Origin of the sequence: Micromonospora sp. WMMA2032, assembly GCF_002688545.1 — a bacterium.
GTDB lineage: Bacteria > Actinomycetota > Actinomycetes > Mycobacteriales > Micromonosporaceae > Micromonospora > Micromonospora sediminicola.
In genome coordinates this window covers 1,499,569-1,517,898 of sequence record NZ_CP024052.1, presented here as the reverse complement: position 1 = coordinate 1,517,898, position 18,330 = coordinate 1,499,569, and the positions used below count along the sequence as shown (strand labels likewise).

The window sequence follows — 18,330 nt, the reverse complement described above, 5'->3', positions numbered from 1 at the left end:
GGACAACTTCCGACGCACGCGGAAGGGCAGGTCGTCATGAAGCGGATCGTGGAGATCGTCCCCGCTCGTCCCGGCTGGTACGCCCGCTGGCGGATCGGCCCGGACCTGACCCGGTGCTACCCGGTGACCCTCTGGGCCCTGCTGGAGAGCAACGACGGCAGCGGCCGCGAGGTGGTCGGCGTCGACTGCGTCGGGCAGTGGCCCGGCGCGGACGACGACGAGGCCGGGGACTTCGTCCGTTACCTGTTCCAGACGCCCGATTCCGGTGCGCCGGAGGACGTCGAGCCTCCGGTCATGGGGGAGTCACGCGAGAGCGGGCCGCGCCTGCAGGCCACGCCCGCCGCCTGAGCCATCCTCCCGGCCCCCGGCCCCTGGTCCCAGGGTCGGGGGCCACCCCTCCCCGCCGGACCGGTCGCGCTCAGCCCGCCTCGCGGGCGTCGCGGACCGACGCGCGGGGCGGAGCGGCCAGCAGCTCGGCCAGGCCGGTGCGGTCCAGCAGCTGCCGGACCTGCGGGTTCACCTGGAGCAGGCGAACCGCGCCGGTGCCGGCTCGGTGGATCACCACCAGCGCGCTCAGGCCGGAGGAGTCGCACAGCACCACGCCGGCGAAGTCGAGCTCCAGCTCCTGGTGGCCGTCGCGGCGCAGCTCGGCGGCGGCCTCGACGAGCTCGGGCGCGGTGTCGAAGTCCAGCTCGCCGGCGAGCCGCAGCCGGGCGGTCCCGGCGTCGAGCCGGTCCACCTCGATGGTCAACAGCTGAGCGGGCACGGCTCCATGTTCCCAGTTCGGGGTGGGCGGGAAACCCGCGGGGTCACGCCGAGGCGGTCGAGCCGGACGCCGGCTGCCCCGGACGGCCGTCGGCCGGCGGGCGTTGCAGCAGGCCGGTGACCCCGGTCATGTCGAGGATCGTCGCCAGGAAGCGGGGGACCGCGCGCAGTTCGATGGCGGTGCCCGCGTGCTGCCCCTCGCGCCAGGCGTGCACGATCACGGAGAGGCCGGTGCTGTCCAGGAAGAGCAGGTCGCCGAAGTCCAGCACGAGGGCCCGGGGACGCTCGGCGAGCAGCCGGTCGACCTCGGCCCGCAGCGGCGCCGCAGTGGCGTACGCCAGGTCACCGCCGACGCGGACGACCGGGACGGACGGGTCGGAACGGTCCACGGAGATGCTCAGCGGTGTCGCCTCGGGCTTTCTCCGGTGAGGAACCACATCACGCCTTTCCGCAGGCTGCCGGTCGGGCAGAAACATTCGGATCGTAACAACCCCGCAACCGGCCCGCTCGGCGCCGCGTCCGCCCGGCCGGGCCACGGCGTCAGGTGGCGGTTCCGGCATACCGGCGTAGGGTGGGGCGAGGAGATTTGACCACAGGGACCCGTTTCCGTGTCCCGCGGGTGTCGACGAGGAGAGTGGGGCTCAGCTGGTGACTGCTGCCGACGTCAGGGGTTCCGACCCGGGCGACGGGCGGATCTCCACGTCGAGTGCCGCACGGCCCCCGGCGTGGTCCGCCGCCGCTCCGGACACGGCCGCCCTGCCGCCGCTGTCGCCCGACCGTGGCCTCACCGTCCCGGACTGGTCCGAGGTGGTGGAACACTTCCGCGAGGGCCTCGTCGTCTGTGCCGCCGACGGGGTGGTCCGGCACGTCAGCCCGGTCGCGGAGCGCCTCGTCCCGGAGGCCGTGCCCGGCGAGGTGCTGGCCGCCACCGGCGTGGCGGCGCTGGGCGGCGACGTCCCCGCCGAGATCACCCACCACGGGCGTCGGCTGCGACTGCGTCCCGTCGCGCTCTCCCACGCCCGGCGCTGCTGGTACGTCGAGGACGTCACCGAGAGTGTCAGCCGGGCCGACGCGTTGCTCGCCGAGCGGGCCCGTTCGTCGTTCCTCGCCGTGGTCGGCGAGAAGCTCGGCAACCCGCTGCACCCCGACCGCGCCGCGGCCGCCGTGGTGCGGCTGGCCGTGCCGACGCTGGCCGACGCGGCGGTGCTGGTGCTGGCGCCTCGGTCCGGCCGGGCCCGCTGGTGGCGAGCGGTGCGCGTCGACGAGGAAGCCACCCCCGCGGTGGACAGCGGCGTGCTGCCGGCGCCGGCCCTGCCCGCGGCGATCGAGGCCGGTCTCGCCGGCACCGAGCCGCACGCGCTGGACTGGCTGGTCGAGCAGGCCGCCGAGGCGGGTTGGCTGCCCGGCCTCGACGTGCCCGGCGCCAGTGCGCGGGTGGTGCCCCTGCCGGGTCGGGAGGCTCCGGCCGGTGTCCTGCTGGTGGCCCGCCGGGCCAGCCGCTGGTACGACGACGCCGACGTCGACCTGGTGCGCGCGTTCGCGGCCCGGGCCGGCGCGGCGCTGACCACGGCCATGCTCTACCGCGACCAGGCCGAGGTCGCCGACACGTTGCAGGCCAGCCTGCTGCCGGTCGAGCCGGCGGCGGCCGCCGGCGTGCAGTGGGGCACCGCCTACCGGCCGGCGCAGGCCGGTCTGCGCATCGGCGGGGACTTCTACGGCTCGCACCGGCTGGCCGACGGCGGCTCGGTCTTCTTCCTCGGCGACGTGTCCGGCAAGGGCGTGGAGGCGGCGGTGTTCACCGGCCAGCTCCGCCAGTGCCTGCAGGCGTTGCACCGGGTCGAGACGCAGCCGGGTCGGTTGCTGAAGCTGCTCAACGACGCGTTGTTGGAGACCACCCAGGCCCACGGGCAGGGCCGTTTCGCCACCATGGTGCTCGGTGTGGCCCGCCCGCACCGCGACGGCGGCCTGACCCTGACGTTGGCCGGCGGCGGGCACCTGCCGCCGCTGGTGCTGCGGGAGTCCGGCGAGGTCGAGGTGGTGCCGTTGAGCGGCATGCTGATCGGCGTGGTGCCGGACCCGCGGATCGGCGAGGTCACCGTGCACCTGGCGCCCGGCGAGACCTGCCTGCTCTACAGCGACGGGGTGACCGAGGCGCGGGGCGGGCGACGCGGCGACGACCAGTTCGGCGCCGAGCGGCTGGTCCACGCGGTGACCGGATGCCACCGGATGCCCGCGCCGGCGCTGGCCGAGCGGGTCGAGCAGGTGACCTGCGACTGGCTGGCCCACGGCGACCACGACGACATCGCGGTGCTCGCGCTGCGGGCGACCGGTCCGACCGGCCGCGCGTCCCGCCACCTGCACTCGGTGCCGGGTCCGACCGAAGCCGACCGAGCGAGGGAGCCCTCCGCGTGACCGCGACGACCGCCGCCGACCCGGCACAGGCCTTTCCCGGCTATCTGGAGTGCCTGGCCGAGGCCGACGAGCAGGCCGCCGTGGCGGTGGCCCGGGGCCTGCTCGAGGCGGGTGTGCCGGCCGAGCGGGTGCTGCTCGATCTGGTGGCCCCGGCCCAGGCCGAGGTGGGGGAGCGCTGGGCGCGCAACGAGTGGAGCGTCGCCCAGGAGCACGCCGCCACCCACATCAGCGAGCGGGTGGTGGCCGCGGTGGCCACGTACGCCGATCCCCGCCCGACCCGCGGCCGGATCGTGATGGCCTGCATGGACGGTGAGTGGCACGCGCTGCCGGCCCGGTTGGTGGCCGAGGTGCTGCGGTTGCGCGGCTGGCAGGTGGTGTTCCTCGGGGCCAGCGTGCCGGCCGCACATCTGGTCTCCTACCTGCACCGCTACGACGCCGAGGCGGTGGCTCTGGCCTGCGCGCTGCCGATGCGGCTGCCGCACGCCCACCGGATGATCGAGGCGTGCCGTCGCGCCGACGTGCCGGTGGTGGTGGGCGGTCGCGGCTTCGGCGCGGACGGTCGCTGGGCCCGGTCGCTCGGCGTGGCCTGGGCGCCGGACGCCCCGGCCGCCGCCGACCTGGTCGCCGACGACCGGGCGCTGCGGGCGGTGCCGGCCGCACGGCTGGACCACCTCGCCGACGACGAGTACGCCAGCCTGGTCAAGCGGCGCGGTGAGCTGATCGACAGCGCCCTGGCCGACCTGCGGGAGCGGGTGCCGGCGGTGGCCGACTACACGCCGGCGCAGCTCGACTCCACCGTCGGGGACCTCGGTTACATCGTCGACTTCCTGGCCGCCGCGCTCTACGTCGACGACGGCACCCTGTTCGGCGAGTTCGTCGAGTGGCTGGTGACGATCCTGGTCAGCCGGGGTGTGCCCGCCGCCGCCGTGGGTCTCACCCTGGACCACTATGGACACGAGCTGCGCGACTTCCCCCGGGCGGCCGGCTTCCTGGAGCGGGGGCGTGCCCTGGTCGGCGGGCTCTCGACCACGGGCGCGGGGCGCTGATCGGCGCGCGGCCGCATCACCCGTATACTTGCTGCACTGCAAGGGTTCGCCTGCGGTAGGAGCGAGAGGGGCCACGGTGACGTTCACCGTCACGTACGCCCAGCGGGACGAGGGCGGCACTCGCCTCCGGCTCGCCGGTGAGCTCGACCTGAGCACGGCCCCGGAGCTGAACACCGCGATCGACCGGCTGGTCGCCGAGGGCCGTCGTGAACTGCTGGTGGACCTCAGCGAGCTGACGTTCTGCGACTCGACCGGCATCGCGGCCTTCGTCCGGGGGGACAACCTCGTCGCCGCCGACGGCGGCTGGCTGCGCCTCACCGGGGCCTCCGGCCGGGTGGCCCGGGTGCTCCAGGTGACCGGCGTGGCCGAGGTGCTGCGCCACGACCTCGAGCCCGCCGACCCGACGGCGTCGGCCGGCTCCTGATCGGATAGATTTCCCCGCCAGCGGCCGGCCCCGCGGTCGGCCCCCTCCCCGAGACGAAGCAGGTAGCGCCATGGGTCAGCCCCGCCCGAATCCCGTCCGCATCCTGGTGGTCGACGACGACCCGGGCGACGTCCTGATGATCGAGGAGGCGCTGGAGGAGTCCGACGTCGAGAAGGTCATCGACGTGGTCGCGGACGGTCAGGAGGCGATGGAGTTCCTCCGGTGCGAGGGCCGCCACGTCGAGGCGCAGCGGCCGGACGTCATCCTGCTCGACCTGAACATGCCCCGGATGGACGGGCGGCAGGTGCTCGGCGAGGTCAAGCGGGACGAGAACCTGCGCACCATCCCGATCGTGGTGCTGACCACCTCCAACGCCGACACCGACGTGGTCAGCAGCTACACCCTGCAGGCCAACGCGTACGTGACGAAGCCGATCGACCTGGACGACTTCAACGACGTGGTGCGCCGGATCGACGAGTTCTTCGGCCGGGTGGTCGTGCTCCCCAAGCACCAGTAGCGGCCGCGAAGTCCGGGCGTCCGGATGCTGAACATTTTCCGCGAACCGCCTCCGGGCTCGCCCGCGGCGCAGGATCGTGCAGGTGGGACGCACGGCGGCTGCCCGGGGGGCGACAGATGAGGTTCTCGGTGGTGGAGAGCGGCTACGACCGACGCCAGGTGGACGCCTGCCTGGACGAGCTGGCCCTGCGGCTGGGGCGACTGGCGGCCCGCACGGAGGGTGTCGCCGGGGTCGGCCGGGAGTGGGACCAGATCCGGCTGGACGCGCTGCACCTCGGTGAGTTCCTCCGGCGGCGGACCGTGCCCGACGGCGCGGCGACGCCCGGCCCGACCGCCGTCGAGCGGGAGGCCGCCGATCTGCTGGCCCGCGCCCGCGCCGAGCTGGAGGACGCTCGCCAGGAGGCCCGCCGGGTGCGGGAGGAGGCGTACGCCGAGGCCGTGCGGGCGCGCCGCGAGTTCGAGGCCGCGTTGCTGGCCCGCCGCCGCCGTGCGGCGCGGATCGAGGAGATCCTCACCGGTGACCGGGTCCCCGCCGACACCCCCACCGCCGCCGCCGGCGTGCCCGGGCGGTCCCCCGCCTGACGCCGGGTGTCGACGCTCAGACCAGCGCCGCCACCACCGTGGCGGCCCGCTGCTCGTGCTTGGCGTACGCGTCGGGGAAGGCGGAGACCTGCACGGCCTGGGCCGCGGCGGTCACGCTCATCTCCTCCCAGCCGGGGACCTCGGCCAGGGCGGTGAAGAAGGCCCGGGCGGCGTACGCGGGTCGCATGATCTCGGCGACGGTGCCCCAGCCGCTGCTCGGCCGCTGCTGGAACAGCCCGATCGAGTCGTGGTCGGAGCCGCTGCCCTGGTGGGGGTGGTCGAAGGATTCGGGCAGCACGTCGCTGGCCAGGTTGTAGAGGTCGCTCTCCTGCATCGCGGTGGCCACCGCCACCACCAGCGCGCGGCGGGGCAGCCTCATCTCCCGCCCGACGTCCACGATCGCCTTCGCGTTGTCCATCTGTCGCTGGTCCAGCCCGGCGACCGGGCGGGGGTGCTTGGGGCGGACCACCTTCTTCGGGGCCTTCTTCCGCGTCGGCGTCGGGCTGGGCGAGGTGGAGGGCGCCGGCGGCACGGGTGCGGCGACCGGCGGTACGGTGCGGGTGAAGTCACGGGAGGCCCGCTGCTCGGTGGCGGCCCGGTCGGCGAGCGCCTCGCGTACCTCCACGTGGGGCCGGCCGGTCTCGCCGACTCCGGCCACGCCGATCAGCCCGAGGCAGCAGGTCACGCCGGTGGCCACCGCGATCCGGCCGGGCACGGACCGGGTCGGGGCGCGCCGGGCCGGCTCGGGGGCGCGGTGCCGCCCCACCCGCCGTTCGGCTGATGCCGGGTCGATCGTTCGGCGAACCGGGCGCGGCGCGGGCAGCTGCTGATGATCGGGGTGGTCGGGGTGCACCCGCCGAGGCTAGAAAGCTTCTGGTCCCTTGCCATCGGGCCGGTTGGTGGCATGCGCCACAATTTGCCATGATCCGCCCCGGCATTGCCGTCGGACGATCATGAAAGGTCCAGACCTCGTGTCTCCGAAAGATTCCTCATGTCGGTTTCGCGGGGAGAAATCGGGCACAGGGACCTCCGCCCCACCCCAGCCGCGGCCGTCCACCGTTCGGCCCACGGCGGGCCGGTCACCCGGCGCCGGCCGGACGCCGATCCACCGAGGCCGGACCGCGCCGACGAGTACCGCGATCGGCCGCCCCGCCCACGCGGGCGCTCGATACGATCCGGACGGTGACGGAGCAGATGGTCGACGCGCGGGCCGCGGGCGAGCCCGCCGGCAGTCGGGGCCGGCGAGGGCTCGTCCTCGTGGCCTGCGCCGTGCTGCTCGCGCTGCTCCTCGTGGGGCACCGCGCCGTGCCCAACGTCAACGGCCTGGGCAGCCTGGTCGACAGCGCCACCCCGCTGCTCGGCCTCGGCGTACCCCTGCTCGCGCTCGCGGCGCTGCTGCGCCGCTCCCGCCGGGCGCTGATCGCGGTCCTGCTGCCGGCGGTGCTCTGGGCCGGGCTCTACGGGCGGGCGTGGCTGCCCCCGACGGCCGAGGCCGACGGTGCGGCGGTGCGGGTGGCCAGCCAGAACCTGCGCGCCGGCAACCCCGACCCGGCGGCCACCGCCGGCGCGCTGGCCGGTGCGGCGCCGGACCTGATCGGCCTGCAGGAGGTCGCCGACGGCGAGCGGGTGGCCTCGGCCCTGGCCGAGCGGTACCCGCACCGGGCGGCCGTGTCCACGGTCGCGTTGTGGAGCCGCTGGCCGATCCGGGAGGCCCACGGCGTGGACACCGGGCTGGGCTGGGACCGGGCGTTGCGCGCCGTGGTGGCCGCCCCGCAGGGGGACCTCGTGGTGTACGTCGTGCACCTGGGCTCGGCCCGGGCCGGGCACACCGCCACCCGCGACGAGACGGTGGCCGCGCTGGCCGCCACCGTCCGCGCCGACCCGGCCGACCGGCTGGTCGTGCTCGGCGACCTGAACACCGCCACCACCGACCGGGTCTTCGACCCGCTGACCCGGTTGCTCGGCGACGCGCAGGCCGAGGCCGGGCAGGGTTTCGGTTTCACCTGGCCGGCGGAGCTGCCGGTGACCCGCCCGGACCACGTCCTCTACCGCGGGCTCACCCCGACCACGGCCGGGGTGGTACGCACCCCGGACAGCGACCACCGCGCGGTGACCGCCGGCTTCCGCTGGTGACCGGTCAGTGCCGGCCGTTCTCCGCCGGCGTGACCGTGAGCCGGTGCCGGCTCGGGTCGCCACTGGAAAACGGCCAGAGCCGATCGGCGTGCGCGACCAGGTCGGCCAGCTGCTCCCGGGTCAGCCCCGCCGAGGAGATCTCGGCGTGCACGTCGGCCCGGTAGCGCCCGTCGTCGTCCCGGCCCAGCTTCGCCTCGGCGGTCACCTGCACGGTGTGCGCCTCGTCGGTGATCTCACCGGCCGCCTCCACCGCGGCGTGGTGCAGGCAGGAGGCGAACGCGGCGGCCAGGAGCTGCTCCGGCGTCAGGCCGGTGCAGTGCGGCGCCAGCGGGGACGCCAGGGCGGAGGAGAGACCGCCGTCGTCGGTGCGTACGTGACCGCCCGCCGCGGTCGCCGTGGCCGTCTCGGCCAGCCAGGAACTCGGATCCGGCATCGCGTTCCTCCCGTCACTCATCGGCCCGGGTTCCCGGCCCCCGACCGGCGAAACCGGGCCCGCGCCGGCAGTACGCTCAGCCCACCCGACCACTCGTGGCCGCGTCGACGGCCATCGCCTCGGTCGCCTCGGCGGCCGCCCGGCTGTTCCACGGCGACACCTGCGCGGCACGCTGCCTCGGCAGCGTCACGGTCATCGGCACGTAGACCCGGGCGTCCACCGCCTCGGCCAGCAACAGCGCGGCCATCGCGCTGGTCGGCCGGGCGGCCGGGTCCGCGTCGAGGCAGCTGCGGCACAGCTCCGCCACCTCCGGCGGCAGGCCCGGGATCTCCGGCAGCGGCTGCGGTGGCCGCCGTCGCCGCCGCGAGCCGAGCAGCTGCGTGGTGCTTCCGGCGTCGTAGGGCAGCCGACCGGTCAGGCAGTAGTAGAGCAGCACGCCGAGCGCGTACATGTCGGCGGCCGGGGTGGCCGGCTGCCGGTCGAGCTGCTCCGGGGCCAGGTACGCCGGGGTGCCCACGACGACCCCCTCCGGGGTGTGGTCGGGCGCTCCGGCCGGGGTGGCGATGCCGAAGTCGAGCACCTTCACCCCGTACGGGGTGAGGATCACGTTCGCCGGCTTCACGTCGCGGTGCACGATGCCGTGCCCGTGCGCGGCGGCGAGCGCCGCGCTCACCTCGGCGCAGACCCGCACCGCGATCCGCCAGTCCAACGGGCCGTTGCGCAGGTGGGCGGCGAGCGTCTCGCCCTCGGCCAGCTCCATCACGATGTACGGCACCGGCCGCCCGTCCGGCAGCTCGGCGGTGCCGAAGTCGTGCACGCTGGCGACGTTCGGGTGCACCAGCCGCGCCGCCGAGCGGGCCTCGGACCGGATCCGCTGCACCGCGCCGACGTCCCCGTCCAGGCCGGGCGAGATCAGCTTCACCGCGACGGTCCGGTCGAGCACACGGTCGTGGGCCCGCCAGACCTCCGACATGCCTCCCAGGCCGGCCCGCTGTTCGAGCTCGTACCGCCCGCCCAGCGTCCTCATCGACCACTCCCTGTCTCGTCCGGTCCCCTCCGGTCCCGCTACCCGGGCCCCGACCTGTGCAAACCGCCGGGGGTTCCGGTCCGGCCGGGGTAGCTTCGCGGCGAGGGTGTCGACAGCGGAACGGAGAGTGACGGTGGCTTCGGTGCGCGTACGGTTCGTCGGCGGCCCGGCCGACGACCTGGTCCGGGACCTGCCCGCGGAGCCGGACGGCACGCCGCCGCCCCGGTGGATCCTGCGCCACCCGGACCGACCGGCCGACGGCGTGGCCGACCATCTCTACGAGCGCGGCAACCGGGCCGGCCCGGAGGGCTGGACGATGCGCTACGTGCGCACCGACCCGTTCGGCGCGACCGAGTGACGCTCAGACCAGGCGGACGCCGGTCGTGTCGAGGATGACCGAGGTGACCAGGTCCGGGTCGTCGTGCATCGGCACGTGCCCGCAGCCGGGCAGGTCCAGGTGCCGGGCGGCGGGCAGCCGGGTGCGGGCCAGCGCCGCCTGGCGGTAGGGCAGGATCCGGTCCCGGGTGCCCCAGGCCACCGTCACCGGCACGGTGGGGGCGCCGGCGAACGCGTACCCCCGGCCCGCGCGGGCCACGGCGCGGAACGCCCGCGCCTGCCGCAGCGCGCGGGCGTCGGCCAGCGCCACGTCCAATGCCATCCGGTTCGGCCGGGCCAGGATCATGCCCATCGCCAGCGCGCGCAGCGCCGGCGCGGCGAACAGGTGGCGCAGCACCGGTTCGGGCAGCCGCGCCGCGTTGCGGTGCAGGGTGAGCACGGTGAGGGCCCACCGCAGCTCGCGCGGGGTGCAGAAGCCGGCCGGCGACAGCGCGGTGGCCGACGAGACCGCGCCGGCGGCGGCCAGTTCCAGGGCGATCGCCCCGCCGAGGCTGTTGCCGGCCACGTGCGGTCGCTCCAGGCCGAGCGCGGCGAACAGCTCGACCATCCCGGCGACCAGCCCGGGCATGTCGGCGGGCAGGCCGGTGGTCGGCACCGGGGAGCGACCGAAGCCGGGCAGGTCGACGGCGATCACGTCGTGCGTCTCGGCGAGACGGTCCAGCACCGGCAGCCAGGCGCCCCAGTGGTGACCGATGCCGTGCAGCAGCACCAGCGCCGGCCCGGCGCCGCGCCGCTCGAACACCACCTCCACCGGCGCGCTCACCGGCCGGCCTCCGGCGTGCTCGCGCCGAAACCCCGGCCCAGAGCCCGGGTCTGCTCCTCGATCAGCGGGACGGTGACCCGTGCGGTCCGCCCGACCAGTCGGTCGGCCAGCGGGCTGACCAGCAGCGACCGCACCGCCTGCACGGCGCCCACGGCGCGTGGCACGTACACCCGGCGGCGGCGTCGTTCGATCGCCCGGACGAACGCCTCGGCGCACTCGGCGACCGTGGTGGTCCGCCGCATCGGCCAGGGCAGTTTCGCCAGCGCGCTCTCGAACGCCGGCAGGTCCGCCCGTGCCTCCCGGACCAGGTCGGTGTCCACCCAGGACGGGTGTGCCGTGCCGACCGCCACGCCGCGGTGCGCCAGCTCCAGCCGGATCGCGGTGCCGAAGTGCTCGACGCCGGCCTTGGAGGCGCAGTAGGCGGCCATGCCGGGAAGCGCGGCGAACGCCGCGGCCGAGGAGACGATCAGCAGGTAGCCGCCGCGGTCGATCAGCGCCGGCACGGTCGCCGCCGCCGTCCGCATGACACCGACCAGGTTCACCTCGACGGTACGCACCAGCGCCTCGACGTCGCCGACCGCGATCGTGCCCCGGTTGGCGACGCCCGCGTTGGCCAGCACCGCGTCGATCCCGCCGAGCGCGGCCACCGTGCCGTCGACCGCCTCGGTGAGCGCCGCCTGGTCGGTGACGTCGGCGGCGAACCAGACGTGTCCGGGCCCCAGCTCGGCGGCGAGCGCGGCCAGCCGCTCTGGCTCCAGCCCGACCAGGGACAGCCGGGCGCCCCGGGCGGCGGCGAGCCGGGCGGTGTGCTCGCCGATGCCCCGGGCCGCGCCGGTCACCAGCACCACCTTGCCGGCCAGCGGGCCGGCGGGACGACCGTCGATGGACATGCCGGCAAGTTACCACTGGGTAGCCTGCCGGGGAAGGCCCGACCGTTCCGCCCGGTTCCCCCCGCGCGCCCCGCACAGCTGGTACACAGGATCGGGACAGCCCCGGTACAGCGGGTGCGCCCACGATGGGGAGCATGGTCATGAACGGGCAGGCCGCCCAGGGTCGGATCGAGCTGCGCCGACCGGACGGCGAGCCGGTGCGGGTGCTGGTGGTCGACGACGAGCCCACCCTCACCGACCTGCTCTCCATGGCCCTGCGCTACGAGGGCTGGCAGGTCACCACCGCCGGCAGCGGGATGGCGGCGGTCACCGCGGCCCGGCAGTTCCGGCCGGACGCCGTGGTGCTCGACGTGATGCTGCCCGACCTCGACGGCTTCCAGGTGCTGCGCCGGCTGCGCGAGCAGTCGCCCAGCGTGCCGGTGCTCTTCCTGACCGCCCGCGACGCGGTGGAGGAGCGGATCGCCGGGCTCACCGTCGGCGGCGACGACTACGTGACCAAGCCGTTCAGCCTGGAGGAGGTGATCGCCCGGCTGCGCGCCCTGCTGCGCCGCTCCGGGTTCGCGGTCGCCGCCCGGGAGGAGGCGGTGCTCACCGTCGGCGACCTCAGCCTCGACGAGGACAGCCACGAGGTGCGCCGGGGCGACGACCTGATCACGCTCACCGCGACCGAATTCGAGCTGCTGCGCTACCTGATGCGTAACCCGCGCCGGGTGCTCAGCAAGGCGCAGATCCTCGACCGGGTCTGGAACTACGACTTCGGCGGCCAGGCCAACGTGGTCGAGCTGTACATCTCGTACCTGCGCAAGAAGATCGACGCCGGCCGGCCGCCCATGATCCACACGTTGCGCGGGGCCGGCTATGTCCTCAGACCCGCTGAGTGACCGGGGCGGACGGCTGCGCCGGCGGCTGGCCGGCTGGTCGCTGCGCCGGCGGCTGGTGCTCTCGGTGGTGGCGCTGCTGGCCCTGGTCAGCGTCGGCATCGGCGGCCTGACCACGGTCGCCCTGCGGCACTTCCTGGTCGGCCAGATCGACAACCAGCTCACCTTCGGCGACCGCCGCCCGGACGACCTGGAACGCTGGGTCGGCCGCCCCGACCCGTACCGGTCGGACCCGTCCGGACGCCGGCTGCCGTTCGGCCCGGAGGGGGCGCCGCCGCCGCCGGGTGGCTTCCCGCCGGGCTCGATCGCGGTGCGGGTGCCGGCGTCCGGCGACCCCGCCGGGCAGGTCCGGCTCGAGAGCGGCGGCGCCGAGGCGGTGTCCGCCGCCGACCTGGCCGCGCTCGCCCCGCTGCGTCCCGCCGCCCGTCCCCGCACCGTCGACGTGGGTGACCGGGGGGACTACCGGGCGATCGCGGTGAACTCCCCGCGCGGCGACGGCGACGTGCTGGTCCTGGCCATCCCGCTGGCCCCGGTCCGGGACACCGTCATGTGGATGGTGGTGGCGCAGGCCGGGGTGATCGGCGCCGGGCTGGTCATCGCCGGCGGCCTCGGCGCGCTCATCGTCCGGGGCACGCTGCGCCCGCTGAACCGGGTCGCCGCCACCGCCGCCCGGGTCACCGAGCTGCCGCTGGACCGGGGCGAGGTGGCCCTGTCGGTGCGGGTGCCGGCCGCCGACACCGACCCCCGCACCGAGGTCGGGCAGGTGGGCGGCGCGCTCAACCGGATGCTCGGCCACGTCGCCGCCGCGCTCGCCGCCCGGCAGGCCAGCGAGACGCGGGTACGCCAGTTCGTCGCCGACGCCAGCCACGAGCTGCGCACGCCGCTCGCCGCCATCCGGGGCTACGCCGAGGTGGCCCGACGCGGACGGCAGGAGGTGCCGCCCGACGTGGCGCACGCGTTGCGCCGGGTCGAGTCGGAGAGCACCCGGATGACCAGCCTCGTCGACGACCTGCTGCTGCTCGCCCGGCTGGACTCGGGCCGTCCGCTCGGCGCCGAGCCGGTCGACCTCACCGCCATGGCGGTGAACGCGGTCAGCGACGCGCACGTGGCCGGCCCCGAGCACCGGTGGCAGCTCGACCTGCCCGACGAGCCGTTGACCATCACCGGCGACGCCCACCGGCTGCACCAGGTGCTGGCGAACCTGCTCGCCAACGCCCGGGTGCACACCCCGCCCGGCACCACCGTCACCACCCGCCTCGCCCCGGTCCCGGACGGGGTGGAGCTGCGCGTGGTCGACGACGGGCCGGGCATCCCGCAGGAGCTGCAACCGGAGGTCTTCGAGCGGTTCGCCCGCGGCGACGGCTCCCGCTCGCGGGCCCACGGCAGCACCGGGCTGGGCCTGGCCATCGTCGCCGCCGTGGTGGAGGCCCACCACGGGCGGGTCGAGGTGGACAGTCGCCCCGGCCGCACCGCGTTCTCCGTCCGGCTGCCCGGATCCACAGCCGACGCATAGGCCGCTCACGGGGGCGGGTCAGCGCGCTCTCCGAGGCTTGCCGGCATGGACAGATCCGAGAGCCTGCTGACCGCGCAGACCGCCGGCCCGCCCGCGACCGAGACCGCCGGCCCGCCCGCGACCGGGCCGGCCGCCGCGCCCGTACCCCAGTCGAGCCCGACCGCGGCGGACCCGCCGGCCGGTTCGCCCGGTCGCGACCCGCGCTGGGCCCGCCCGGCACTGCTCGGCCTGCTGGCCGCGACCGGGTTGCTCTACCTGTGGGGCCTGGGCGCGTCCGGCTGGGGCAACGCGTTCTACTCGGCCGCGGTGCAGGCCGGCTCGCAGAGCTGGGAGGCGTTCTTCTACGGCTCCTCGGACGCGGCCAACTCGATCACCGTGGACAAGACGCCGGCGTCACTGTGGCTGATGGCGCTCTCCGTGCGGCTGTTCGGGTTGAGCAGCTGGTCGATCCTGGTGCCGCAGGCGCTGCTCGGCGTCGCCTCGGTCGGCGTGCTGTACGCCACCGTCCGCCGCTGGTACGGCCCGGCGGCCGGTCTGCTCGCCGGCGCGGTGCTCGCGCTCACCCCGGTGGCCACGCTGATGTTCCGGTTCAACAACCCGGACGCGCTGCTGGTGTTCCTGCTGGTCGCCGCCGCGTACGCGACGGTGCGGGCGGTGGAGACGGCGAGCGCCCGGTGGCTCGCGCTGACCGGGACGCTCGTCGGTCTCGGCTTCCTGACCAAGATGCTCCAGGCGTTCCTGGTGATCCCGGTCTTCGCCGGGGTCTACCTGCTGGCCGCGCCGACCGGGCCCGGCCGGCGGATCCGCCACCTGCTGCTGGCCGGGCTGGCCGTGGTGGTCTCCGCCGGCTGGTGGGTGGCGATCGTGGAGCTGGTGCCGGCGAGCGCCCGTCCGTACATCGGTGGTTCGCAGCACAACAGCATCCTGGAGCTGACGCTCGGCTACAACGGACTGGGCCGGATCACCGGTGACGAGGTGGGCAGCGTCGGTGGGGGAGGGCGGCCGGGCGGCGGGGGCGGCGGACCGTTCTCGGGCCAGGCGGGCCTGCTGCGGATGTTCGACACCGAGGTCGGCGGGCAGATCTCCTGGCTGCTCCCGGCCGCGCTGATCCTGCTGGTCGCCGGCCTGTGGCTGGCCGGGCGCGCGCCGCGTACCGACCGGACCCGGGCCGGCCTGCTGCTCTGGGGCGGCTGGCTGCTGGTCACCGGGCTGATCTTCAGCTTCATGTCCGGGATCTTCCACGCCTACTACACCGTCGCCCTCGCCCCGGCGATCGGCGGGATCGTCGGCATCGGCGTCACCCTGCTGTGGCGGGCCGCCCGAACCGCCCCGGCGGGTGTCGCGCCGACCGGCCCGGTTCCCCCGGCGGGCGTGGCGCCGACCGGCCCGGTTCCGCCGGCGGGCGTCACGCCGGCGGACGGCGGCTCGGCCCCAACGGGACCCGTGCGGTGGCGTCGACCGACGGCCGCGTTCGCGGGCCGGTGGCGCGGTCCGGTCGCCACGTTGGTGCTGTCCGGCACGCTGGCGGTCACCACCTGGTGGTCGTGGCACCTGCTCGGGCGCAGCCCCGAGTGGTACCCCTGGCTGCGCACCACCGTGCTGGTCACCGGCCTGGCCGTGGCGGCCCTCCTTCTCCTGCTCTCCCTCCTCCCGCGCACCACCCCCGCCCCCGTGACCAAGGAGTTGACGTCGGGCGGCGGGGCCGGAGCCGACGCGAACTCCTTGGTCACCCCGGCCTGGCGCGGGCGGCGCGCGGGACGGTGGCTCGGCGCTGTGGTGGTGGGGGTCGGGCTGGCGGTGGGGTTGGCCGGGCCGGCGGCGTACGCGCTGCAGACGGCGGCCACCCCGCACACCGGTGCGATCCCGAGTGCCGGGCCGTTCGTGGCGGGCGGCTTCGGGCCCGGCGGTCGGGGCGGCTTCCCCGGTGGGCGGATGCCGGGCGGAGGCAGCGGAGAGTTCCCGGGCTTCCCGGACGGCGGCAACGGCCAGTTCCCGGGCTTCCCGGGCGGCGGCACCGGCGCGTTCCCCGGCCTCCCGGGCGGGCAGGACGGCGGGTCGAACGGGACGGGCGCCGTCCCGGGTTTCCCGGGCGGCGGCCAACCGCCGGCCATGCCGGGCGGTCAGAACGGCGGCACCGGCCCGGACGGTGGGAGCCGGGGACAACGCGGCGGCGGCATGGGTGGGCTGCTCGACGCCCGCGAGCCCAGCGCCGAGATGACGGCGCTGCTGACCGCCGAGGCGGACGACTACACCTGGGTGGCCGCCACGATCGGCTCGAACAACGCCTCCGGCTACCAGCTCGCCACCGGTGAACCGGTGATGCCGATCGGCGGCTTCAACGGCAGCGACCCGTCGCCGACGCTGGCCCAGTTCCAGCGGTACGTCGCCGACGGACGCGTCCACTACTTCATCGGCGGCGGCGGGTTCCGGGCCGACGGCGGCAGCGACGCCTCGGGCCAGATCGCCGCCTGGGTCGCGCAGACCTTCACCGCCACCACCGTCGACGGCGTGACCGTCTACGACCTGAGCAGCGGAAGGCGGGGCTGAGCGATGACCTTCACGCAGGAGCCCCGGGCCGCCGTACGGGCCCGGCCCACCGCCGAGGGCGCGGTGCTGGACGTGGTGGTCCCGGTCTACAACGAGGAGGCCGACCTCGGCCCCTGTGTCCGGCGGCTGCACGCGCACCTGACCGCGCACTTCCCGTACCCGTTCCGGATCACGGTGGCCGACAACGCCAGCGTGGACGGCACCCGGGCGGTTGCCGAGGCGCTCGCCGCCGAACTGCCCGGGGTGGAGGTGCTGCACCTGGCGGCCAAGGGACGGGGGCGGGCGCTGCGCGCCGCCTGGTCCGCCTCGCCGGCGCCGGTGCTCGCGTACATGGACGTGGACCTCTCCACCGACCTGGCCGCGTTGCTGCCGCTGGTCGCGCCGCTCATCTCGGGCCACTCCGACCTGGCCATCGGCACCCGGCTGGCCCGGACCAGCCGGGTGGTCCGGGGCGCGAAGCGGGAGGTGATCTCCCGGGGCTACAACCTGCTGCTGCGCGGCACGCTCGCGGTGCGCTTCTCCGACGCGCAGTGCGGGTTCAAGGCGATCCGCGCCGACGTGGCGGCGGAGCTGCTGCCGCTGGTGCGGGACACCGGCTGGTTCTTCGACACCGAACTGCTGGTCCTGGCCCAGCGCGCCGGGCTGCGGATCCACGAGGTGCCGGTGGACTGGGTGGACGACCCGGACAGCCGGGTCGACATCGTCGCCACCGCGCTGGCCGACCTGCGCGGGATCGGGCGGCTGGCCCGGGCGCTGCTCACCGGCGCGCTGCCCCTGCCCCGGCTGCGCGCCCAGCTCGGCCGGGCCCCGTTGCCGGCGCCGCCGGCCCAGGTGCCGGTGGGGCTGCCCCGCCAGCTCGTCCGGTTCGCCGCGGTGGGGGTGGCCAGCACGGTGGCGTACCTGGTGATCTTCGTGGCGGCCCGTGGGCCGCTCGGGGCGCAACCGGCGAACCTGCTCGCGCTGCTGCTGACCGCGGTGGCCAACACGGCGGCCAACCGGCGGCTCACCTTCGGCGTCACCGGCCGCCGGCACGCCGGCCGGCACCACCTCCAGGGGCTGCTCGCGTTCGCCCTCGGGCTGGCCCTGACCAGTGGCGCGCTGGCGGTCCTGCACGCGCTCACGGCGCCGCCGCGCGCGGTCGAGCTGGTCGTCCTGGTGGCGGCCAACCTCGCCGCGACCGCGCTGCGGTTCCTGCTGCTCCGCCTGGCGATGCACCACCGCCCCTGACCGTCACGACCCGCCGCCGGGGGTGGCAGGCTGGAGGCATGTACCGGGAGCGGGCCGAGGAGCGGATCCGGGGCGCGGTGCGGTGGGCGAGCGTGTCGGACGGCGCGGGGCAGACCCGGGTGCTGCCGGACGGGTGCCTGGACCTGCTCTGGTCCAGCCGGGCCGGCCTGCTGGTCGCCGGCCCCGACCGGACCGCCCACCTGTCCCGGTCGGCGCCGGGGGAGCGGTGGATCGGGCTGCGCCTGCCGCCGGGCACAGGCCCGTCCGTGTTCGGGGTGCCGGCGGAGGAGCTGCGCGACCTCCGCGTCCCGCTCGCCGACCTGTGGGGGCGGGACGCGGAGGTCCTGGCCGCGCGGGTCGAGGAGGCGGCATCCGCCGCCGCCGGCTGGTCGGACGCCGGCGCGGTGGTCCTGGCCCAGGTCGCCCGGGCCCGGCTGGCGGCCGCCGGGGGCCCCGACCCGCTCGGCGCCCGGGTGGCCGCCCGGCTGGCCGCGGGGGCGACGGTCGCCGCGACGGCCGCCGAGGTCGGCCTCGGGGCGCGGGCCCTGCACCGGCGCAGCCTGGCCCTGTTCGGGTACGGCCCGAAGACGCTCGCCCGGATCCTGCGGATGCGCCGCGCGCTCGACCTGGCCCACGGCGGCGCGCCGCTCGCCGAGGTCGCCGCCCGGATCGGGTACGCCGACCAGGCGCACCTCACCCGCGACGTCCGGGAGCTCGCCGGCGTGCCCCCGACGCGCCTGCTCGGCGGCTGACCCGGCGCGAATGGCCGGACCCGCCC

The 18,330-nt window shown here is 76.0% G+C and carries 20 protein-coding genes; 13 read left to right on the top strand and 7 right to left on the bottom strand.

Translation table 11 applies throughout. The features are described from left to right. Positions 1–36: 36 nt before the first annotated feature. A complete protein-coding gene (locus tag CO540_RS06355; protein ID WP_091575449.1) occupies positions 37–348 on the top strand; it encodes a hypothetical protein in 312 nt (103 codons plus the stop codon). A gap of 70 nt (positions 349–418) precedes the next feature. Here CO540_RS06355 and CO540_RS06350 read toward each other — a convergent pair whose 3' ends face one another. Together CO540_RS06350 and CO540_RS06345 are read right to left on the bottom strand one after the other, a co-directional pair. Continuing rightward, positions 419–766 carry an STAS domain-containing protein gene (locus CO540_RS06350; protein WP_099161306.1) on the bottom strand — a complete coding sequence of 116 codons (348 nt, stop codon included), beginning with the start codon at positions 764–766 and terminating at the stop codon, positions 419–421. A gap of 43 nt (positions 767–809) precedes the next feature. Continuing rightward, positions 810–1,154 carry an STAS domain-containing protein gene (locus CO540_RS06345; protein WP_099161305.1) on the bottom strand — a complete coding sequence of 115 codons (345 nt, stop codon included), beginning with the start codon at positions 1,152–1,154 and terminating at the stop codon, positions 810–812. A gap of 259 nt (positions 1,155–1,413) precedes the next feature. On the opposite strand from CO540_RS06345, the gene CO540_RS06340 reads away from it, so the two are divergent. From CO540_RS06340 to CO540_RS06320, 5 genes are all read left to right on the top strand, one after another. Next, positions 1,414–3,177: a PP2C family protein-serine/threonine phosphatase gene (locus CO540_RS06340; protein WP_099161304.1), complete on the top strand. Its 1,764-nt coding sequence runs from the start codon at positions 1,414–1,416 to the stop codon at positions 3,175–3,177. Continuing rightward, a complete protein-coding gene (locus CO540_RS06335; protein WP_099161303.1) occupies positions 3,174–4,223 on the top strand; it encodes a B12-binding domain-containing protein in 1,050 nt (349 codons plus the stop codon). Before CO540_RS06340 ends, CO540_RS06335 begins: the two co-directional genes overlap by 4 nt. A gap of 76 nt (positions 4,224–4,299) precedes the next feature. Continuing rightward, positions 4,300–4,647 carry an STAS domain-containing protein gene (locus CO540_RS06330; protein ID WP_091575436.1) on the top strand — a complete coding sequence of 116 codons (348 nt, stop codon included), beginning with the start codon at positions 4,300–4,302 and terminating at the stop codon, positions 4,645–4,647. A gap of 70 nt (positions 4,648–4,717) precedes the next feature. Beyond that, a complete protein-coding gene (locus CO540_RS06325; RefSeq protein WP_091575435.1) occupies positions 4,718–5,164 on the top strand; it encodes a response regulator in 447 nt (148 codons plus the stop codon). A 116-nt stretch (positions 5,165–5,280) separates the two neighbouring features. Further along, positions 5,281–5,745 carry an ATPase gene (locus CO540_RS06320; protein ID WP_091575433.1) on the top strand — a complete coding sequence of 155 codons (465 nt, stop codon included), beginning with the start codon at positions 5,281–5,283 and terminating at the stop codon, positions 5,743–5,745. 16 nt (positions 5,746–5,761) lie between these two features. On the opposite strand, the gene CO540_RS06315 is transcribed toward CO540_RS06320, so the two are convergent. Then, on the bottom strand, positions 5,762–6,598 hold the full coding sequence (locus CO540_RS06315; RefSeq protein WP_172967796.1) for a hypothetical protein: 837 nt from the start codon (positions 6,596–6,598) through the stop codon (positions 5,762–5,764). 329 nt (positions 6,599–6,927) lie between these two features. Here CO540_RS06315 and CO540_RS06310 point away from each other — a divergent pair, with 329 nt between their 5' ends. Then, on the top strand, positions 6,928–7,878 hold the full coding sequence (locus CO540_RS06310; RefSeq protein WP_253866496.1) for an endonuclease/exonuclease/phosphatase family protein: 951 nt from the start codon (positions 6,928–6,930) through the stop codon (positions 7,876–7,878). 4 nt (positions 7,879–7,882) lie between these two features. Here the strand turns inward: CO540_RS06310 and CO540_RS06305 are convergent, their stop codons facing one another. After that, positions 7,883–8,311, bottom strand: coding sequence for an OsmC family protein (locus tag CO540_RS06305; protein WP_098745093.1), 429 nt, complete (start codon positions 8,309–8,311; stop codon positions 7,883–7,885). A 76-nt stretch (positions 8,312–8,387) separates the two neighbouring features. Next, on the bottom strand, positions 8,388–9,338 hold the full coding sequence (locus CO540_RS06300) for a serine/threonine-protein kinase (protein ID WP_099161302.1): 951 nt from the start codon (positions 9,336–9,338) through the stop codon (positions 8,388–8,390). Positions 9,339–9,480: 142 nt separating this feature from the next. Between CO540_RS06300 and CO540_RS06295 the strand changes: the two genes are divergently transcribed. Then, positions 9,481–9,696: a hypothetical protein gene (locus CO540_RS06295; protein WP_245666451.1), complete on the top strand. Its 216-nt coding sequence runs from the start codon at positions 9,481–9,483 to the stop codon at positions 9,694–9,696. 3 nt (positions 9,697–9,699) lie between these two features. Here CO540_RS06295 and CO540_RS06290 read toward each other — a convergent pair whose 3' ends face one another. Both CO540_RS06290 and CO540_RS06285 read right to left on the bottom strand, forming a co-directional pair. Next, positions 9,700–10,497 carry an alpha/beta fold hydrolase gene (locus CO540_RS06290; protein ID WP_099161301.1) on the bottom strand — a complete coding sequence of 266 codons (798 nt, stop codon included), beginning with the start codon at positions 10,495–10,497 and terminating at the stop codon, positions 9,700–9,702. Then, positions 10,494–11,387, bottom strand: coding sequence for an SDR family oxidoreductase (locus CO540_RS06285; protein ID WP_099161300.1), 894 nt, complete (start codon positions 11,385–11,387; stop codon positions 10,494–10,496). The genes CO540_RS06290 and CO540_RS06285 overlap by 4 nt, the downstream gene beginning before the upstream one ends. Before the next feature lie 140 nt (positions 11,388–11,527). Here CO540_RS06285 and CO540_RS06280 point away from each other — a divergent pair, with 140 nt between their 5' ends. Genes CO540_RS06280 through CO540_RS06260 form a run of 5 tightly spaced genes read left to right on the top strand, consistent with a single transcriptional unit; the run spans position 11,528 to position 18,304 of the window. Continuing rightward, complete coding sequence (locus tag CO540_RS06280; RefSeq protein WP_099164615.1) at positions 11,528–12,268, top strand: response regulator transcription factor; 741 nt, start codon at positions 11,528–11,530, stop codon at positions 12,266–12,268. Further along, entirely contained in the window at positions 12,246–13,778 is a 1,533-nt protein-coding gene (locus CO540_RS06275) for a HAMP domain-containing sensor histidine kinase (RefSeq protein WP_099161299.1), read from the top strand. Before CO540_RS06280 ends, CO540_RS06275 begins: the two co-directional genes overlap by 23 nt. 45 nt (positions 13,779–13,823) lie before the next feature. Next, on the top strand, positions 13,824–16,325 hold the full coding sequence (locus tag CO540_RS06270) for a glycosyltransferase family 39 protein (protein WP_099161298.1): 2,502 nt from the start codon (positions 13,824–13,826) through the stop codon (positions 16,323–16,325). A gap of 3 nt (positions 16,326–16,328) precedes the next feature. Then, positions 16,329–17,552 carry a dolichyl-phosphate beta-glucosyltransferase gene (locus tag CO540_RS06265; RefSeq protein ID WP_099161297.1) on the top strand — a complete coding sequence of 408 codons (1,224 nt, stop codon included), beginning with the start codon at positions 16,329–16,331 and terminating at the stop codon, positions 17,550–17,552. 38 nt (positions 17,553–17,590) lie between these two features. Continuing rightward, positions 17,591–18,304: a helix-turn-helix transcriptional regulator gene (locus CO540_RS06260; protein WP_099161296.1), complete on the top strand. Its 714-nt coding sequence runs from the start codon at positions 17,591–17,593 to the stop codon at positions 18,302–18,304. Positions 18,305–18,330 lie beyond the last annotated feature (26 nt).